At 63.1% G+C, this 18692-nt stretch carries 17 protein-coding genes; 9 read left to right on the forward strand and 8 right to left on the reverse strand.

Translation table 11 applies throughout. From position 1 onward, the window contains the following. Positions 1–4: 4 nt before the first annotated feature. Positions 5–880, reverse strand: a complete 876-nt coding sequence (locus AHA_RS10595) for a LysR family transcriptional regulator (protein WP_011705957.1) — start codon at positions 878–880, stop codon at positions 5–7. A 156-nt stretch (positions 881–1036) separates the two neighbouring features. Between AHA_RS10595 and AHA_RS10600 the strand changes: the two genes are divergently transcribed. Further along, a complete protein-coding gene (locus AHA_RS10600; protein WP_011705958.1) occupies positions 1037–2470 on the forward strand; it encodes a glycoside hydrolase family 1 protein in 1434 nt (477 codons plus the stop codon). A gap of 110 nt (positions 2471–2580) precedes the next feature. Here the strand turns inward: AHA_RS10600 and AHA_RS10605 are convergent, their stop codons facing one another. Both AHA_RS10605 and AHA_RS10610 read right to left on the reverse strand, forming a co-directional pair. Beyond that, entirely contained in the window at positions 2581–4506 is a 1926-nt protein-coding gene (locus AHA_RS10605; protein ID WP_164927633.1) for a putative bifunctional diguanylate cyclase/phosphodiesterase, read from the reverse strand. Next, positions 4506–4991 carry a molybdopterin-dependent oxidoreductase gene (locus AHA_RS10610; protein ID WP_011705960.1) on the reverse strand — a complete coding sequence of 162 codons (486 nt, stop codon included), beginning with the start codon at positions 4989–4991 and terminating at the stop codon, positions 4506–4508. The genes AHA_RS10605 and AHA_RS10610 overlap by 1 nt, the downstream gene beginning before the upstream one ends. A 303-nt stretch (positions 4992–5294) precedes the next feature. On the opposite strand from AHA_RS10610, the gene AHA_RS10615 reads away from it, so the two are divergent. After that, positions 5295–6584 (forward strand): HD-GYP domain-containing protein, encoded by a 1290-nt coding sequence (locus AHA_RS10615; RefSeq protein WP_164927634.1) that lies wholly within the window; start codon positions 5295–5297, stop codon positions 6582–6584. Between the two features lie 45 nt (positions 6585–6629). Here the strand turns inward: AHA_RS10615 and AHA_RS10620 are convergent, their stop codons facing one another. Beyond that, complete coding sequence (locus AHA_RS10620) at positions 6630–7385, reverse strand: SDR family NAD(P)-dependent oxidoreductase (RefSeq protein ID WP_011705962.1); 756 nt, start codon at positions 7383–7385, stop codon at positions 6630–6632. Between the two features lie 126 nt (positions 7386–7511). Here AHA_RS10620 and AHA_RS10625 point away from each other — a divergent pair, with 126 nt between their 5' ends. The 3 genes from AHA_RS10625 (at position 7512) to AHA_RS10635 (ending at position 10498) form a co-directional block, all read left to right on the forward strand. After that, a complete protein-coding gene (locus AHA_RS10625; protein WP_011705963.1) occupies positions 7512–8465 on the forward strand; it encodes a LysR family transcriptional regulator in 954 nt (317 codons plus the stop codon). 164 nt (positions 8466–8629) lie between these two features. Further along, positions 8630–9475 carry a deoxyribonuclease IV gene (nfo, locus tag AHA_RS10630; RefSeq protein ID WP_011705964.1) on the forward strand — a complete coding sequence of 282 codons (846 nt, stop codon included), beginning with the start codon at positions 8630–8632 and terminating at the stop codon, positions 9473–9475. Between the two features lie 33 nt (positions 9476–9508). Next, positions 9509–10498 (forward strand): Gfo/Idh/MocA family protein, encoded by a 990-nt coding sequence (locus AHA_RS10635; protein ID WP_011705965.1) that lies wholly within the window; start codon positions 9509–9511, stop codon positions 10496–10498. Between the two features lie 114 nt (positions 10499–10612). Here the strand turns inward: AHA_RS10635 and AHA_RS10640 are convergent, their stop codons facing one another. After that, positions 10613–11521, reverse strand: a complete 909-nt coding sequence (locus tag AHA_RS10640; RefSeq protein ID WP_011705966.1) for a LysR substrate-binding domain-containing protein — start codon at positions 11519–11521, stop codon at positions 10613–10615. A 99-nt stretch (positions 11522–11620) separates the two neighbouring features. Here AHA_RS10640 and AHA_RS10645 point away from each other — a divergent pair, with 99 nt between their 5' ends. The 4 genes from AHA_RS10645 (at position 11621) to AHA_RS10660 (ending at position 16030) form a co-directional block, all read left to right on the forward strand. Next, on the forward strand, positions 11621–12604 hold the full coding sequence (locus AHA_RS10645; RefSeq protein WP_011705967.1) for a TDT family transporter: 984 nt from the start codon (positions 11621–11623) through the stop codon (positions 12602–12604). A 267-nt stretch (positions 12605–12871) separates the two neighbouring features. Beyond that, complete coding sequence (gene lpxM, locus AHA_RS10650) at positions 12872–13861, forward strand: lauroyl-Kdo(2)-lipid IV(A) myristoyltransferase (protein WP_011705968.1); 990 nt, start codon at positions 12872–12874, stop codon at positions 13859–13861. A 171-nt stretch (positions 13862–14032) separates the two neighbouring features. Next, on the forward strand, positions 14033–15028 hold the full coding sequence (locus AHA_RS10655) for an LpxL/LpxP family acyltransferase (protein WP_164927635.1): 996 nt from the start codon (positions 14033–14035) through the stop codon (positions 15026–15028). Positions 15029–15169: 141 nt separating this feature from the next. Further along, positions 15170–16030, forward strand: a complete 861-nt coding sequence (locus tag AHA_RS10660) for a PA4780 family RIO1-like protein kinase (protein WP_011705970.1) — start codon at positions 15170–15172, stop codon at positions 16028–16030. Positions 16031–16081: 51 nt separating this feature from the next. Here the strand turns inward: AHA_RS10660 and AHA_RS10665 are convergent, their stop codons facing one another. The 3 genes from AHA_RS10665 to AHA_RS10675 form a co-directional block, all read right to left on the reverse strand. Next, positions 16082–16615, reverse strand: a complete 534-nt coding sequence (locus AHA_RS10665) for a GNAT family N-acetyltransferase (RefSeq protein ID WP_044801206.1) — start codon at positions 16613–16615, stop codon at positions 16082–16084. After that, complete coding sequence (locus tag AHA_RS10670; RefSeq protein ID WP_164927636.1) at positions 16615–17853, reverse strand: GGDEF domain-containing protein; 1239 nt, start codon at positions 17851–17853, stop codon at positions 16615–16617. The genes AHA_RS10665 and AHA_RS10670 overlap by 1 nt, the downstream gene beginning before the upstream one ends. Positions 17854–18061: 208 nt before the next feature. Continuing rightward, complete coding sequence (locus AHA_RS10675) at positions 18062–18553, reverse strand: prolyl-tRNA synthetase associated domain-containing protein (RefSeq protein WP_049049433.1); 492 nt, start codon at positions 18551–18553, stop codon at positions 18062–18064. Between the last annotated feature and the right edge of the window lie 139 nt (positions 18554–18692).

Genomic DNA, 18692 nt, shown 5'->3' on the forward strand with positions numbered 1-18692 from the left:
CCTGCTATGACGCAGGGCCTGGCTCACTCAGGTCGGCGACAATCTGCCAGAAGGCGTCGATGAGCGGGCCCTTGCTGTGGGGCGGGCGGATCAGGCCGATGATCCAGCTCGCCTCGGTATCACGCAGCGGCAGGGTCAGCACATCCGGGTGCTCTATGGTGGTGGAGGAGGGCACCAGGGTCCAGGCGATGTCGGCGGCGGCGGTAGCGACGCCGGCGGCGAAGTCGTTGACGTACTGGATATCGCGAAAGCGCAGCCCGCTCTGGGCCAGATAGTTCATCAGGTGATCATAAAACGAGGGGGCTTTGTCCCGGCGCAAGATAGCCAGCGGCTTGTCCACCAGATCCGCCAGTTCGCGCACGCCGGCGTAGCTGGCCGGCAGCACGGCGACAAAGTGCGCCCGTACCACCGGCAGACAGTGCCACCCCTTGGGGGTGGGCAGGCGGCAAAAACCCAGATCCAGCTTGCCCTCGTTCAGAGCCAGCAACTGGTGGTGAGTGGAGAGATCGTTGAGCTCTATGGTGACCTGTGGGCGTTCGGTGCGAAAACGGGCGATGGCAGCGGGCACCAGGATCTTGGTGGCAACCCCGAAGCCGATGCGCAGGGTGCCGCTGTTGCCCGCCAGCACGTCACGGGCGGTGCGACCGAGTTGCTCGCTGGCCGCCACCAAGGCGCTGGCATCCTGGTAAAGGGCCCGCCCCAGCACGGTGAGGCGGGTACTGCTGGCATTGCGCTCGAACAGCTCGCCGCCCAGCTCCTCTTCTAGCCGCCGTATTTGCTTGCTCAGGGCCGACTGGGTGACGTGCTGGCGCACCGCTGCCTGACCGAAGTGCAGCACTTCTCCCAGGGTGACGAAGGCTTTCAGATCCCGTAACTCCATCCCGGCCCCTATGATTCCTGTTTGGAATGTTGAATGGTTTGATTTGTCATTGGACGGAATTTTATAACTGTTCGATGCTTATGCCAATTCCATTGGGCGCCGCCAGTCGGCGCGATAGAGGTGGCCGGTGCCACCGCCGCAGAAGGAGCAACCCAGATGCATCACCACAAGTTCAACGACTTCCCCGCCGATTTTCTGTGGGGCGCCGCCTCCGCTGCCTACCAGGTGGAAGGGGCCTGGAACGCCGATGGCAAGGGCCCCTCGGTGTGGGATCTGTTCACCAAGTTGCCGGGCAAGACCTTTGAGGGCAGCAACGGCGACGTGGCGGTGGATCACTACCACCGCATGGAGGAGGATGTGGCGCTGATGGCGGAAATGGGGCTCAAGGCCTACCGCTTCTCGGTGAGCTGGCCGCGCATCTATCCCACCGGCCGCGGCGAGGTGAACGAGGCGGGGCTGGCCTTCTACGAGAAACTCATCGATACCCTGCTGGCGCATCAGATAGAGCCGGTGCTCACCCTTTATCATTGGGATCTGCCCCAGGTGCTGCAGGATGAATACGGCGGCTGGGAAGACCGACGCATCATCGAAGATTTCGAGCACTACTGCGTGACCTTGTATCAGCGCTTTGCCGGCAAGGTGAAGTACTGGGTGTCGCTCAACGAGCAGAACTACAACCTGACCAACGCCTATCAGCTCGGCACGCACCCGCCCGCAGTGCAGGATCGCAAGCGCTTCTTTGCCGCCAACCACATCGCGTTCCTGGCCAACGCCCAGGTCATCAAGGCGTTCCGCCAGCACGTGCCGGGGGGGCTGATCGGCCCTAGCTTTGCCTACTCGCCCGCCTATCCGGCGTCGTGCGACCCCAAAGACATGCTGGCGTTTGAAAACGCCGAGGAGTTCACCAACCTCTGGTGGCTGGATGCCTACTGCTTTGGCCGTTATCCGCAGGCGGCGCTTGCCTACCTGCGGGAGACCGGCGAGGCGCCGGATATCCTGCCCGGCGATCTCGAGCTGTTGCGGGAAGGGACGCCCGACTACATCGGGGTCAACTACTACTACACCCTGACCTTCACCGACAACCCGCTCGGCGGCCAGACCCTGCAGCGTATCAACACCACGGGGCAGAAGGGTACCACTCCCTCGAGCGGCATTCCCGGCCTCTACAAGACGGCCCCCAACCCGCACCTTGAGACCAGCAACTGGGACTGGGCCATCGACCCGACCGGGATGCGCATCGCCCTGCGCCGGCTCTCCTCCCGCTACGGTCTGCCGCTGATGATCACCGAGAACGGCCTCGGCGAGTTCGACAAGCTGGCAGAGGGAGATCGGGTGCACGACGACTACCGCATCGACTATCTGCGCAGCCACGTCAAGGCGTGCCAGGAGGCGCTGCAGGACGGGGTGGAACTGCTGGGCTATTGCGCCTGGTCGTTCACCGACATCCTGAGCTGGCTCAACGGCTACCAGAAGCGCTACGGCTTCGTCTTTGTGGAGCGTGACGAACAGGGCGGCTCCCTGCGCCGGCTCAAGAAGGACAGCTTCTACTGGTACCAGACGGTAATAAGCTCGGGCGGCAAAACGCTCTAGACAAACTGAGCAGTAGTAATTCGACAGGCTCCGCCCACCGGCGGGGCCTGTTGTTTTTGGTGTGAAGGATAAGGTGAGACGAAAGAGGGTGTCCGCAATGGGATGTGAGGTCAGTGATAGCTGGCGTCCACGGTCTCTTCCGTGTTGTGGGCAAGATGGGTCATGGCATAGATGAAGAATTCGGCTGGGGAGAGCGGCTTGGAGTAGTAGTAGCCCTGGATCTCGTCCACCCCGATATGGGCCAGCTGCTGCAGTTCATGCAGGTTCTCCACCCCCTCGGCCACTACTACCAGCCCCAGCTGATGGGATAGCTTGGTGATGGACTCGACGAACATGAATTGCCGCGGGTCGGTCTCGATGTTGCTGACGAAGGACTTGTCAATCTTGAGCTTGTCAAAGCTCAGAGACATCAGATAGGAGAAGGAGGACCAGCCGGTGCCGAAATCATCCAGTGCGATGCGCACGTGGATGTGTTTGAGCTCCTTGAAGATGCGCTGGCTGAGCGGCAGATCGTCGAGTGCGATGGTTTCGGTCAGCTCCAGAATGAGCTGTTCGGCGCGCAGCGGGCTCTGTTGCAGCATCTCGTTGACCTGGTGGAACAGGGCCGGGGTGAACATGGAGTTGGAGAGGTTGATGGCCAGCTCCAGCTTGTCCACGAAGCTGGCCGGCAGTTGCGACATGTCGTGGTTGACCCGGCTGAAGATCCATTTGCCGAGCAGCTCGCCGAGGCCGTTCTCCTCCGCCATGGCGATGATGTCCAGCGGGTTGATGAAGCCGTATTCGGGGTGATGCCAGCGGATCAGCACCTCGGCCCCCATGTTGTAGGCATTGCCCGGTTTTATCACCGGCTGATAGTGCAGATAGAGGGTGCTGTTGGAGATGATATTCAAATGTTCGCGTAGCTCGGCAGCCAGTTTCCGGTTGCGACTGTAGTGCTCGAACATCCGGTGGTTGAACACCTGCAGGTGGTTCTCCTTGAGCTTTTTGGCATTGGCGAGGGCAATGTCGGCGAACAGGATCAGCTCCTCGATCTTGTGGGCCGTGATGGGGTGCTGGCTTATCCCCATGCTGACGCGCACCCGGTGCGCCGGATCGGCCTGAAAGACGGTGGGCCTCAATTCATCCAGCAGCCGGACAAGGTAGGGAACACGGTGCTCGATGGGCATGGCGCCATAGATGAAGAGGGCAAATTCATCGCCGCCCATGCGGGCGATGAAGGCCTGGTCATGGGCATATTCTCTGATCTGGTTGGCCACCATGGTGAGCAGTTCATCTCCGGCGGCATAGCCCAGGCTGTCGTTGACCTCCTTGAAGTTGTTCAACTCGACCAGGCAGATGGTCAGGGTACAGTCGGCGGGCTGTTTGCCCTTGGCCAGCCGCTCCAGCCGGGTCATGAAGGCGGCCCGGTTGGGCAGCAGGGTCAGTGGGTCATTCCAGGCCAGGAAGTATTGCAGCTTCATCTCCCGGGAGACCACGAACAGGATGAGCAGGCCGATGGCCAGCAGGGCGACCAGTACCAGTACGTGCCCTTCCTTGGACTGCTGCAGCTCCTGACGCTGCTTGATGGCGGAGGGGCCGGTGAAGTTCATCACCATCAGATCCCGGATGGAAGGCAGCAGCTTGTTCATTCTGCCTTCCATCTCGGCCAGCCGGGCTGAATCGGGGGTGGGGTTGACCACGTCCTGCTCATACTCCTTGAGCACCTCAAAGAAGGCGCCGACTCTCTCGCTGGCCTGGTAGCGGGAACGAATAAGGGCGGTCTCCTGTCCGGTCAGGAAGATGTCCAGCCGGTTCCAGGCGATGTCATAGGCCTTGTTCAACTGCCCGGCATCGGTCTGACCGCTGCGATACAGCGACAGCTGCTCGTCAAAACCGTGCAGCTCCAGCTCCAGCTGGGCCAGAGACCAGGCGGAGAGCTGGTTGTATTTGACCATGTCATTGAAGGTGCGATCGTAATTGAAGAGTGACCAGATGGTCACCCCCAGAAAGGAGACCATGATAAAGGCAAGGGAGAGGAACTTGCCCTTGATCATCATTACATCCCTTCAAGCTTGAGCACTTGCCACACCATCAGGCTGTGATATTGCTCGATATTGAGCTCGGGGTGGTCCGACAGGGGGTAGATGACCCAGACCGGGCCCTTGTTGCGCAGGGTCAGTGCCTTGCCATCTTCCTCGATGGCCAGCAGCACGGGATATTTCTCGACATCTTGCCGCGGGATCACCGCAAAGTAGTCGTTCTGGGCCATCACTTTTATCTTGTCGGCAGTGACGCCGAGGGTATCGAGCACCGTCTTGAGCAAGACGCCGCGATAGACATGGGAGCCCTTGGTCCAGGGAGTGGTAGTGGTGACGCTGGCTTGCGGCAACGCTTGCAGCTGGGCGCGGCTGTACTCCATCTTGTCGGCGTTGTTGCAGCAACCCTTGGCGGCGACGCTGAGGATCACCTCATCGGCACTGTAGGCCTGACCGCAGAAGAGTAAAGACAAGAGGTAAAACAGGGGTAAGGTTAGCGCTTTCATGGTGGGTTCCTTATTGGCAACTTATTGATATCCAGCCTGTTGAGGCCGTTTCGCTCTAACCATAGACCATTTCCGAATGACTATTGATGATGGTTTCAAGTAACCACAAGTCATCATTTTTTTTCACATCTATTACACAACCGGCACGTGCCTTGCCAAATTGATCCAACTCATCTTTTTATCAATTAGATGAGGGGTATCTGGGTGAGGCTACCACCAGAGTTCATATTCTGATTTAAATTCAATGTGTTTACCCGGCCCCAGACACGGGATGTTTCACGTTGGCAGATGTGGACACGCATCATGAACAGCAACACCCCATACACCCGCAGCGGTGAGCACGTTTCCCAGCAGGTTGATTTGCGCCAGGTGGTATACGCCTTGTCGGCGTCGCTGGATCTGGTCGGCATCGGTGATGTGGCGCACGGCAAGCGGGTCGGCATCATGGCTGCCGAGTGCGGCAAGGCGCTGGGAGCCAATGCCTGCGAGCGAGCCTGTCTGTTCGAACTGGGGGTGCTGCACGACATCGGCGTCTCCTCCACCTTCATTCATTGCCATCTGGTCAGCGAGTTTGACTGGGAGTCCTCCCAGTTCCACTGCGAGGTCGGTCATGACCTGCTCAAGGACTTTCCACCGCTGGCGCCCCTGGCGGAGCCCATCCGTTATCACCACACCCACTGGCACCGGTTGGTACAAACCCCTGGATTGGCGGCGGGCGTGATGCGCCATGCCAATCTTATTTTTCTGGTGGACCGGGTGGATGCCCTGGCGGCACCTCATTACGGCGACGGTTCCCTGCTGATGCACACCCACGAGATCCGGCAACGGATCGAGGCGTGCGCCGGCGAGTTTTTCGATCCCGAGCTGGTGGCGGCCTTCCTCTTAGCGTCCCGCTCGGAGGCGTTCTGGCTGCAACTGGAGGGGCGTGCCATCAGCGACTACATGCACGACATGCTGAGCGAGCGGGAACCCTGTCTCACCAGCAACGGCGAGCTCAAGCAGCTGGCGCGGATCTTCTCGGCCATCGTCGATGCCAAGAGTCCCTTCACCGTGGCCCACTCCCTCGGTGTGGCCAGACTGGCCCGGCTGCTGGCCGAACTGATGGGCATTGAAGAGGGGCACTGCGAGCAGTTGGAGATTGCCGGGTTGCTGCACGATCTTGGCAAGCTGCGGGTGCCTGACGAAATCCTCGACAAGGCGGGCTCACTCGATGAGCGGGAGCGGGCCATCATCAATACCCACAGTTTCGAGACCTATCAGATCCTGCGCCATATCGACGGCTTCGAGGCGATCGCCCTGTGGGCCTCCTATCACCATGAAGAGCCCAATGGCTGCGGTTACCCTTTCCACCTGACCGCCGAAGCGATGCCGCTGGAGGCGAAGATCCTGCGGGTGGCCGATATCTTCCAGGCCATGGTGCAGAACCGACCCTACCGGGAGGGGTTGAGCGCCGGGCAGGCGCTCGGCTTTTTGCAGCAACTGGCCAGCCAGAGCCGGGTCGATGTGGAAGTGGTTGCGACCCTGGCCGCCCATCTGCCGCAGGCGCTGTGTGCCGCCTGCGGACAGGCGCCTGACGTCAGCTTAAGCCACTGACGGGCTGCCCCTGCTGGCAGCGCCGTATCCTCTGCGGGGACAGGTCTAGAGGAACATGCCGCCCGAGGCTTCGATGCGCTGGGCATTGATCCAGCGGCTGTCAGGGGAGAGCAGGGCGGCAATCACGCCACCGATGTCTTCCGGCTGGCCCACCCGTCCCAAGGCGGTCTGACTGGCGATGAAGTCGTTGACGGCCTGATTGTCCCGCACCACACCCCCGCCAAAGTCGGTCTCGATGGCCCCCGGCGCCACCACGTTGACGGCGATGCCGCGCGGCCCCAGCTCCTTGGCCAGGTAGCGGGTCAGCACTTCGACACCCCCCTTCATGGCCGCATAGGCGGCATAACCGGGCAGCGCAAAGCGGGTGAGCCCGCTCGACAGGTTGAGGATGCGCCCGCCATCACGGATCAGCGGCAGCAATTGTTGCGTTAGAAAGAACACCCCCTTCAGGTGAATGTTGAACAGGGTGTCGAACTGCTGTTCGGTGGTCTGCTCTATGGTGGCGTGAATGCCGATGCCGGCGTTGTTGACCAGAAAATCGATCTGCTGGCGCTGCCATGCGCCCAGCTGCTCGCGCACTTGGCTGGCGAAGGCGGCAAAGCTGCTGCTGTCGGCCACATCAAGGGGCAAGGCGTGGGCTTTGACGCCGAGTGCGGTCGCCTCGGCCACCACGGCCGCCGCTTCATCGGCCTGACTGCGATAGGTGATGATGAGATCGATGCTGCGGGCGGCGAGGGCCAGCGCCGCCTGTTTGCCAAGGCCGCGGCTGGCGCCGGTGATGAGTGCGATGGGGTGGGCCATGTGGGAACTCCTGTCTGTGGGTAATGCGCTCGGGATGAGCCGGTGTGATCACTCTATTGTCCGTTGTTGATTGGATAAATAAGGTGATAATGAATGCACTGTTCCAATTGGCGAGACAATGGCGGGATGGATCAACTGGATGCGATGAGGATGTTTGTGCGGGTGGCGGAGCTGGAGAGCTTTACCCGCAGTGCCGAACAGCTAGGAGTCCCCAAGGCGACGCTCTCGGCGACCATTCGGCGGCTGGAGGAGCAGATGGGCACCCGCTTGCTGCACCGCACCACCCGGCGCGTGCAGCTGACCCCGGATGGCAAGCTCTGTTACGCCCGCTGTCAGGATCTGCTGGCGGACATGGAGGAGTTCAACGCGCTGTTTCGCCAGCAGGGGCAGCTGAGCGGCCAGCTGCGGGTGGACATGCCGAGCCGGATGGCCCGCCATTTGGTGATCCCGGCGCTGCCCGCCTGGCTTGCGGCCCACCCCGACCTGCAACTGCTGCTGAGCAGCACGGACCGGCGGGTCGATCTGGTACGGGAGGGCTTTGACTGCGTGATCCGGGTCGGGGCACTCGAGTCCTCCAGCCTGGTGGCGCGCCCCCTCGGCCACTACCGCCAGATCAACTGTGCCAGCGCTGGCTACCTGGCCCGCCATGGAACGCCGCGCAGCCTGAGCGAGCTGAGCGACCATCGGTTGGTGCACTACGGTGGCGGCAGCGGACCCAGGGAGAGCGGTTTCGAGTATCTGCAGGCGGATGGCTCTCGCGCCGTGCTGGCGATGAGCGGGGCGCTCACGGTGAACGACAGCGAATCCTATCTGGCGGCGGCGCTGGCCGGGCTTGGCATCATCCAGCTGCCGCGAGTCGGGGTGGAGCCACTGCTGGCCAGCGGCGAGCTGGTGGCCATCCTGCCAAAGTGGCAGGCGCCGCCGCTACCCATTCACGCCCTCTATGCCCATCGCCGTCAGCTGGCCCCCCGGGTGCAGGCGTTCATCCAGTGGTTGAGCGGCATTCTGGCATCAGCCCTGGAGCCTGACGGACTACGCGATGGCGGGCAGCCAAGCATCGGGAGCGACGCGGCCGATTGACTCGTTGACGTTCCGCTCATCGGCGGCCGGTGCTGCGGGCCTCTCTATGGTTGCCATCGACAATCCCGGTTTGGCGCAAGGGGCGGGCTTGGGCATAATGGCGCCCCATGTTGGTCGCCCCTTTGCTGCGCGGCCAGAGCCAGCAACAGTGCAGAGGAGATGAGATGAAATTTATCGGAGCCCACGTCAGTGCGGCCGGCGGGGTGGAGAACACCATCGCCCGTGCCCAGGCCATCGGCGCCAATGCCTTCGCCCTGTTTACCAAGAACCAGCGCCAGTGGCAGGCGGCGCCGCTTTCCGAGGCCAGCATCCACGCCTTCAAGCTGGCCTGCGAGAAGGGGGGCTTTCGCCCCGAGCAGATCCTGCCCCATGACAGCTACCTCATCAATCTGGGTCATCCCGACCCCGACGGTCTCGCCAAGTCCCGTGACGCCTTTCTGGACGAAATGAAACGCTGCGAACAGCTGGGGCTCTGCTACCTCAATTTTCATCCGGGCAGCCACCTGAAGCAGATCCCGGAGGCGGCCAGCCTCAAGCTGGTGAGCGAATCCATCAACTGGGCGCTGGAGCGCAGCCAGGGGGTGACGGCGGTGATCGAAAACACCGCCGGTCAGGGCACCAACCTCGGCTGGTCGTTCGAGCATCTGGCCACCATCATCGACGGGGTGGAAGACAAGAGCCGGGTCGGCATCTGTTTTGACACCTGCCACGCCTTTGCCGCCGGTTATGATCTGCGTACCGCAGACGCTTGCGCCGCCGTCTTTGCCGAGTTCGAACAGACGGTCGGCTTTCAGTACCTGAAGGGGATGCATATCAACGGCGCCAAGTGTACCTTCGGCAGCCGGGTCGATCGCCACCACAGCTTGCGCGAGGGGAACCTGGGGGAGGCGGTGTTCCATCACATCATGAATGACGATCGCTTCGACGGCATTCCGCTGATCCTTGAGACCATCGACGAGTCCATCTGGGGCGACGAGATCCGCTGGTTGCGCAGCCTGGCGAAGGCATGATGACCGACCGGCAGACAGCATAAGGAAACAGGGATGCAACAGAGATCAAGCGACCAGCCGCTGCGCTGGGGGATTGCCGGGGCGGGGGCCATTGCCCGCCGTTTTTGTCAGGATGTGAACGAGCACGCCAGTGGCAGCCGGGTGGTGGCGATCGCCGCCCGCGATCAAGCGCGGGCGCAGGCCTTCGCCGATGAGCAGGGGCTGCCCCAGGCTTATGGCAGCTATCAGGCGCTGGCGGCCAGCCCCCAGGTGGAGGCGGTCTATGTGGCGGTGATCCACCCGGAGCACGCCGCCCTGATCGAACTCATGCTGCTGGCGGGCAAGCACGTGCTGGTGGAAAAACCGGCGGTGACCCGGGTGGCGGACTGGGATCGGCTGGTGCGGCTCGCCGCCGAGCGGGGCCTGCTGTTGATGGAGGCGATGAAGGTGATGTGCTTCCCCGCCATGCGCGAATTGCTGGGGCGGCTTGCGGCCCTGCCAGCTCCCGACAGACTGCGGGCCGCCTTTGGCTCGGTGCAGACGCGGGACGGCAAGCTGTTCGACCCGGCGCTGGCCGGCGGCGCCGCCTGGGATGTGGGGGTCTATCCGCTCTGGCTCTATGCCGCCTTGTGTCACCAGCTCGGGCTGGCGGCGGGTGAGCCCGAGGTCACGCTGTCTCGTCAGGCGGGCGAGGTGGACGAAGCCGCCCGCTTTGATTTTGTCGGCCCGCTCAAGGCCGAACTGGCCGCCTCCATCGTGGCGGATCTCGACAAGTCGGCCTGGCTGTCCGGGCCCGGCTGGGCGCTGGAGCTGGTGGGCAAGTGGTGGAATCCCCAGCAGATCGTCTGGCGGGGCGGTGACCCTCTGCCAGCCTGGCCGCACGACATTGCGTTGCCGGTCGGGGGCGGCGGCATGCAGCACGAGGCGGATCACTTTGCCGCCTGCGTCAGAGAAGGATTGAGCGATTCGCCCTGGGTGCCGCAGGCGCTGAGCAGACAAGTGCTGGGCTGGGTCGAGCGGGGATTGCTGCCTGCTGAACGCTGAGTCACAAGGCTGAATGACAAAGAGGGAGAGCCTGGGCTCTCCCTCTTCTATTGCTGTTGATACCCCGGCGGCAAGTGCATGCGGGGCAATAGGCTGCCCGATCATCCCATTGGCTCAGGTGCTGCTGGCATCGCTGTGCAACACATCCTCCTGGGCGCGGCAAAATTGCAGAAAGCGGCGCAGGGTGGCGGAGTGATACTTCTGCCGGTGCCAGATGAGGGAGAGCTGACGGGGGAAGTGGCGGGTCAGGGGCAGGGCCACCAGGCGGCCGGCCTGCAACCGATCCGACACCGCCAGGTGGGAGATGAAGGAGATGCCGAGCCCCTTCTCGACCGCCAGCATCACCGCCTCCAGGGTATTGAGTTCGAGCCCGGCCTGCCAGCGGGGCAGCTCGGGCTGGATCTGCTGCTCGAACTGCTCGCGGCTGCCGGACTGGGGCTCGCGCAGCACCCAGGTCTCATCGCTCAGCTGGGCGAGGGAGAGACGGCTGCGACCGGCGAGGGGGTGAGCGGGCTGAGCCACGATCAGCATCTCGTCGTGGAGCCAGGGCTCGCTGACCAGATCCGGGTGGTGGTTCTCCCCCTCGATCAGCGCCAGATCCAGCTCGAAGTTGGCCAGCAGGTGGCAGAGTTGGTGGGTATTGGTGATGGTGACGCGGGGTGGCTGTCCCAGCTCCTGCTTGCTGGTGGCGAGCAGGGCCGGCAGCAGGTAGTTGCCGATGGTCTGACTGGCGCCCAGACGCAGCTGGCCGCTCGGTTCGGCATCCGGGCTGAACAGGGTTTCGATGTCTTGCATCCGGGTCAGCAGCTCCTCGGCCGCCGGTTGCAGCAGGCGTCCCTCGTTGTTGAGCTGCAATCTGGGATGAATGCGATCGAACAGCGGGGTGGCGAGCTGGCGTTCCAGCTCCTGCAACGACTGGGAGACGGCGCCCTTGCTCAGGCACAGTTCATTGGCGGCCAGCCCCAGATTGCCGTAACGGGCGATGGTGGCAAAGACCTTGAGTTGTTGCAGGGTCAGCTTCATGTTTGGATATCCTGAACGATTGATTTAATTCATTTAGATATCGTAAACGATACGGGGCCATTATCCTATGCCCATCGTCTCTCATCAGAGGTTTCAGACATGATCGCAAGAACCCGTCAATCCTTAGGCAAAGCCCCGACTCCCATGGCAGGGCTGGCACTCGGGATCGCCAGTCTCGGTTGGTGCTGGGAAAATGCCGGTCACTTCGATGGTCGCCTGCAGTTGCTGGGAGCAGCCATTGCCGCCGTGCTGCTGGTGATCCTGACCTTCAAGTTTCTGCTGCACCCGCGCCTGCTGTGGCAGGATCTGGCTCACCCCGTGGTCGGCAGCGTGGTGCCCACCTATGCCATGGGCACCATGGTGGTTTCCAAGGCGGTCGGCATGCTCGACGCTGGTCTGGGCGAGGGGCTCTGGCTGTTTGCCGTGCTGCTGCACCTGGCGTTCCTGGCCACTTTCGTCTGGCATCGGGCCAAACAGTTTGAAATCCACCACATGGTGCCGAGCTGGTTCGTGCCGCCGGTGGGGATCATCGTCGCGGACGTCGCCTTCCCGGGTGGCCAGTTTGCAGCGCTGGCCAACGGCCTGCTCTGGTTCGGCATGCTCTGCTACGGCCTGATGCTGCCGCTGATGCTCTATCGCCTCATCTTCAGCCATGAAGTGCCGGATGCCGCCAAGCCGACCATCGCCATCCTGGCGGCCCCCGCCAGCTTGTCACTGGCCGGTTACCTGACCGTGAGCGAGGAACCCTCCCTGCTGCTGGTGGCCGTGCTGCTGGGGATTGCGGTGCTGATGACCTGTATCATCTATCTGGCCTTCATCAAGCTGCTGCGTCTGCCGTTCTCACCGGGCTACGCCGCCTTCACCTTCCCGCTGGTGATCGGCGCCACCGCCCTGTTCAAGGTGAGCCACCTGGTCGAGCAGTGGCCCCAGGCTGCCGAGTATGTCGAGCAGATCCGGTTGCTGGCCCACTTCGAACTGGGCGCTGCCACTCTGATCGTCGGCTATGTGGCCCTGCGCTACCTGATGTTCTTCCTGCCGCTCGGCGGCAGCGACGAGATGGCGCACGGCATGGTTCGTCGCTAAGAAGAAGACGGTGAGAGCCGGGATACGGGGCGTTGATGAGCAACCTTGCAGCAGACAGGGGCCATCAACCGGATAATGACCAAGCGCTTCACCCTCGGGTGAAGCGCTTTTTGTACCGGTTCTGGCAGCGAAAGGTGCCATTCATGCCCGTTGGCGCCCCGTTTTTTGCGCCAGCGCCCAGCCTGGGGGGACAATGATGAATTTCACTGGTATTACCTGTCAGGACGAATACAATGCAGCTCCATTTTCTTAGCTTGATCCCCATCCATGTCTTCCCATGATCCCGTGTTTGACACCCGCTTCGAGGCCAGATTCCTGCATCCACGCTATTGGCTCAGCTGGCTGGCGCTTGGCGTACTGATGCTGCTGGCGTTCGTGCCGGTCCGTCTGCGCGACCGTCTCGCCGCCGCCCTGGCACCGCTGGTGTTCCGTATCTCGAAAAAGCAGATCTATATCGCCAGAACCAACCTGGCACTCTGTTTTCCGCAAAAGAGCGAGGCCGAGCGCGACGCCATCCTGATGACCTCGATCCGGGTCGGTCTCAAGAGTCTGCTCGGTTTTGGCGAGTTCTCCGTGCGCAGCCCCGCCTATCTGATGAGCCGGATGCAGGTCAGCGGCTGGGAGCATATCGAAGCGGAGCAGGCCGCCGGCCGACCGGTGATCCTGGTGGTGCCCCACAGCTGGCCGGTGGATGCGGCCGGTTACTACTTCACCCGGCGCGGGGTGCCCATGTGCACCATGATGAAGCGGGCGCGCAATCCGGTCTTTGACTGGCACCTCAATCGGGCCCGCGCCCGCAACGGTTGCCGGGTTTATGAGCGCAGTGCCGGCATCAAGGCGGTGATCCGTACCATCAAGGGCGGTCGCAGCTTCTTCTATCTGCCGGATCAGGATCATGGCCGCGAGAAGAGCATCTTTGCCCCTTTCTTCGGGCACCCCAAGGCGACGCTGCCGGCGTTGCCACGGCTGGTGCAGGTGAGCGGCGCCAAGGCGGTGCCGCTGCTGGCCTGCTATGACGAGGCCAAGCACTGCTACCGGCTGGAGATCGACGCGCCGTTTGACAACTATCCCACCGAGGACGTGATGGCCGACACCTGCCGGATGAACGACATGGTGCAGCAGCAGCTCTGCCGCGACCCCGGTCAGTACATGTGGTTCCTCAAGATCTTCGACACCCGCGAGGATCAGGTCGGCCTGGATGGCCGCTACGAGGCGGGGATCCAGCGCATCCGCAGTGGCTTGCAGCCGCTGCCCTGAGGCGGCACGCCTTTATGTCATATGGCCCTGCGGGGCCATTTTTATTGGCGATGGTGACCCGCCATGGGGGAGGGCTTCCTTGCCTGCCAGCCCGGTAGCCGGGGGGCGTGGCCGCCAAAGTGGAAAAATCTGTCAGGATAATTAAAATAACCGTTTATTTTCTATGACTTGATGGCGGCCATGTCCTCACACGATCCGGTTTTTGACACCTCATTTCATCCCCGTCTGCTGTATCCGCGCTGGTGGGGCAGCTGGCTGGCGCTCGGTCTGCTCTGTCTGCTGGCGCTGGTGCCCCATGGCCTGCGCGACCGGCTCGCCAACCGTCTGGCGCCCACCCTGCTTCGGATGTCAAAGAAGCAGGCCTACATTGCCGAGACCAACCTCAAGATCTGTTTTCCCGAGCTGGACGAGGCTGGCCGTCAGGCCCTGCTGCTCAAATCGATCCGGGTCGGTCTCAAGACCTTCATGGGCTTTGCCGAGCTGACCCTGCGCAGCGCCGCTCATCTGGCCAGCCGCGTCAAGGTGCGTGGCTGGGAGCATATCGAGGCAGAGCGGGCCGCCGGCCGGCCGGTGATCCTGGTGGTACCCCACACCTGGGCGGTGGACATGATCGGCCGCTACTTCGCCATTCGGGGGCTGACCATGTGCACCATGATGAAGAGCCCGAAGGATCAGGTGTTTGACTGGTACATCAACCGTGAGCGGGCCAAGGGCGGCAAGGTATATGAGCGCAGCGTCGGCATCAAGCCGGCCATCAAGGCGATCCGCAGCGGCGCCAGCTTCTTCTACCTGCCGGATCAGGATCACGGCCGCGAGGCCAGCATCTTCGTGCCTTTCTTCGGCTATCCCAAGGCGACCCTGCCGGCCCTGCCCAAGCTGGTGAAACTGACCGGCGCCAGGGCGGTGCCCATTCTTGCCTGCTATGACGAGGAGGAGGGCTGCTACCGGCTGGAGATCGAGCCGCCTTTCGATCCTTATCCCGGTGCTGATCTGGTGGCCGATGTCTGTGCCATGAATGGCATGGTGGAGCAGCAGCTGCGCCAGCATCCCGAGCAGTACATGTGGTTTCTCAAGATCTTCGAGACCATGGAGCACCAGCAGGGATCGGATGGGTTCTACGAAGAGGGCATTAAGCGGATCCGTGGCGATCTCCCTCCCGGGGAGTGAGGCCGGCCGACCCGGCGGCGCGGGTTATCGCACCGGGATCATCGCGGTTGCCGGCACGCCGGGCGCCGTCAGGAAACAGGGATAGGCAAGTGGCCCGGGAGGGGCTATCTTCTGATGCGCAAATAGGGTAAAAGGGCGGCCATGAAAATTCCAAATCGAATCCAACCTCTGGTTGATGACGGCCTGGTCGATGACGTCATCAGCCGGCTGATGAGCGGCAAAGAGGCCGACGTCTATGTGGTGCGCTGCGGCGACGAGATCCGCTGCGCCAAAGTCTATAAAGAGGCGTCCAAGCGCAGCTTCAAGCAGGCCGTGGTCTATCAGGAAGGGCGCAAGGTGCGCGGCAGTCGCGATGCCCGTGCCATGGAGAAAGGCTCCAAATACGGTCGCAAGCAGCACGAAGAGGTGTGGCAGAACACCGAAGTGGATGCCCTGTTCAAACTGGCGGCGGCCGGGGTGCGGGTGCCCAGGCCCTATGTCTGCCTCGATGGCGTGCTGCTGATGGAGCTCATCACCGACGAAGAGGGCAATGTCGCCCCCCGCCTCAACGACGTGGCGCTCTCTGCCGAGCAGGCGGTCATCGACCATGCCAAGGTGATCCGTTACGTGGTGCGCATGCTCTGTGCCGGCCTCATCCACGGCGATCTCTCCGAGTTCAACGTGCTGGTAGATGAACAGGGCCCGGTCATCATCGACCTGCCCCAGGTGGTGGATGCCGCCGCCAACAACCAGGCCAAGGCCATGCTGGAGCGCGACGTCAACAACATGCGCAACTACTACGGCATGTATGCCCCCGAGCTGCTCAAGACCCGCTACGCCCGGGAGATGTGGGCCCTGTATGAAGATGGCAAGCTGACCCCCGACAGCGAGCTGACCGGCTTGTTCGAGGAGAGCCGCGAGCAGGTGGATCTCGACTCCGTGCTGCACGAGATCGAGAGCGCCCAGGAGGAGGCACTGGCCCGTCAGGCCAGGATGAAGGCCGAAGAGGAAGACAGCTACTGATCTTGCTGGTGGCTGTGGTCAGTGAACAAAGAGCGCTTGTGGCGCTCTTTTTTATTGTCCGCCGCTCAGCCCTGTCCCCTTGGCCGGGGCCAGCCGGTAAAACCGGAGCCAGCAGCGATCGCCGGCATGGTAGCGGCGATCCAGCCATTGCCCGCCGGCGGCGGCAATGACCTTGAGCGAGGCGGCATTTGCCTCGTCACAGCTGATGAGCACGGGTTCGCTCAGCACATGGCGCTGCAGCCAGCCGAGCAAGGTGCGGGCGGCGCCTTCACCCCGGCGGGAGGGGCGGGTCTCGTAACCGATGTGGCCAAGCCACTGGCGGGTGGCGGAATTGTCGCCGTGACGCAGGCGCAAGGTGGCGAGGATCTCTTCCCCCTCGAGGGCAAGATAGGTGGTGGTGGGCGGGTAGCCCGGCGGCAGATGCAGCCCATCGGCATGGGCGAGCAACTCCTGCAGCCACTGATCCGGGTCGAATTGGGCCACCTGATAGAGCGGCAGCCCGGCGGCGCCACACTCGGTCACGTAGCGGCGGTAGGCGGGGGCGTCGGTCGGTCGAGCGGCCCGGCACTCGATGGGGGGTTGCATCAGGTCTGGGTGGCCAGGGGCCACAGCGGCCTGGGCTCGCTGTGGTGCGGTTCCTGGATGCAGGCGCGCTGGCGGCCGGCCTGTTTGGCGGCATAGAGTGCCCGATCCGCGCGCGGATAGGCCTGCTCGAAGCGCTCGCCCTGCTGCAGCGAAGTCAGCCCGATGCTGAGGCTGATGGGGCCACCAGCCAGCGGCCGGGTGGCGTCTGCTACCCGTTGCTGCAGGGTCTGGCAGCAGGCCGGCAGTGTTTGCGATGTCTCCATCACCAGCAGCGCCAGCTCGTCGCCGCCAAGGCGCCCGGCCAGCCCCGCCGGTGGCAGGCTCTCCCGGATCACCCGTCCCACTGCCCGCAACATGGCGTCGCCTGCGGGGTGACCGTGGCGGTCGTTGATCTGCTTGAAGTTGTCCAGGTCGATCAGCAGCAGCTGCCAGGGGCGGGCGCTGCGACAGGCGCGCGCCGCCAGCTGCTGCTCGAAATGGTGGCGGCTGTCCAGCCCGGTCAGAGCATCCAGGTTGGCGCGTCGCTCCAGCTCGCGCTGGGTGGCGAGCAGCGCCTGCTGCTGGCGAGTGTGCACCAGGCTCAGCAAAATGAAGCTGCGGGCGATGGTAAAGAGCAGGCTGAGCAGGATCACCGGGCCGAGCAGGGGATCGGTGAGGCTGGAGGCGGCCGACTCCGGCCACCACTGATGCTTGGCCATCCTGACCAGCTGCAGGGCCAGTTGCAGGGCGAGCAGCAGGATGGCGAAGCGCAGCACCCGGTAGGCGGGCGCCAGCCGCTGATAGCACCAGAGCTGCCACAGCAGCAGGCATATCTGCAGCGAGATGGCCCCGGAGAGCACCACGATCCGGCTGTGTATGTCATCCGGCGGCAACTGCGCGGCGGTGACGGCGAACAGCAGGAAGCCGGCGAGGGCAAGGAGCGGGCAGAGCCAGCCGAAACGGTCGGCCTCACGTCGAAAGAAGTGGCGCAGCCCCCGCTCATAGAGCAGCGGGGTGGCGATGATCAGCAGGTTGGTGAGCAGGATATTGGCAAGGGAGCTATCCCCCGTGAGGGTTCGCAGCAGCAGGCAGCCAAAGGCGGCGGCGATGGCCAGTTCGCTGGCCGACCAGTAGAGCAGAGAGCGCAGTGGTCGCTGGGTATGCCACAGGTAGGCGAAAATGGCCGCGACCCCGATGTGCGACAGGCTGACGAACAGCACCAGACTCAGCAACTGGGCCGAGGAAAACAGACTCTGCATCAAGGGTTTGGGCTCTTCCTGCCGGGAACGGCGCAGCGACCTCAGGGCCGGGTGACTGGGCCGGATCACAGCATGAATTGCGCCGCTGAGCAATGGTTTAAGTGATCCGGGCACGATCGCGGCAACAACCGCCACAAGAGGGCTGCTGACTCGATTAATCAGGGGCGGGGCATGACGCTGGGGTGTTTATGCTTCCCTCCCTCTTGGGTCAGTCGCTCACGACCGGCAGCCGCATGACGGTGGCCTCCCGGCCGAGGTGGTCCAGCAGGCGGCGCACGTCGTCGAGGCGGATAAGCAGGGTAGCGGTATTGACCAGCGGGTGGCACTGCACCCGCTCGGCCTGCCAGATCGTTTCATCCACCACCAGTTCCACCGCTTTTTCCCTGTCGCGCACCATGGCGAGCAGGGTGACGGAACCCGGGGTGAGGCCAAGCACAGATTCCAGGCGCTCTGGCGAGCCAAAGCTCAGCCGTTTGACGCCAAGGGCGGCAGCCAGGCCTTTGAGATCGACCCGGCTCTCTTCCGGCGTCACTACCAGAAACAGTCGCTCGCTCTTCGGGTCACGCAGGAAGAGGTTTTTGGTCTTGGCGGCGGGCAGCTTGGGCAGCAGCCGGCTGGCCTCCTCGCAGGTGAAGACGGGGGCGTGATCGATGCGCTGATAGGGAATGGCCAGCTGATCCAGCAGAGAGTAAAGCGCCACATGACCTCCTGATGTCGGGTGAAGAGTGGGTGATGAATAGCGCGGCGAATAAAGCCGCCACCGGCAGTCGCTGCCAGTCTGGCCGAGCTTACCAGTTTGCGGTGCGGCTCGCAGCCTGGCGTGGCCATGGCGGCTGGGC

It is taken from the genome of Aeromonas hydrophila subsp. hydrophila ATCC 7966 (assembly GCF_000014805.1).
Classification (GTDB): Bacteria; Pseudomonadota; Gammaproteobacteria; order Enterobacterales; family Aeromonadaceae; genus Aeromonas; species Aeromonas hydrophila.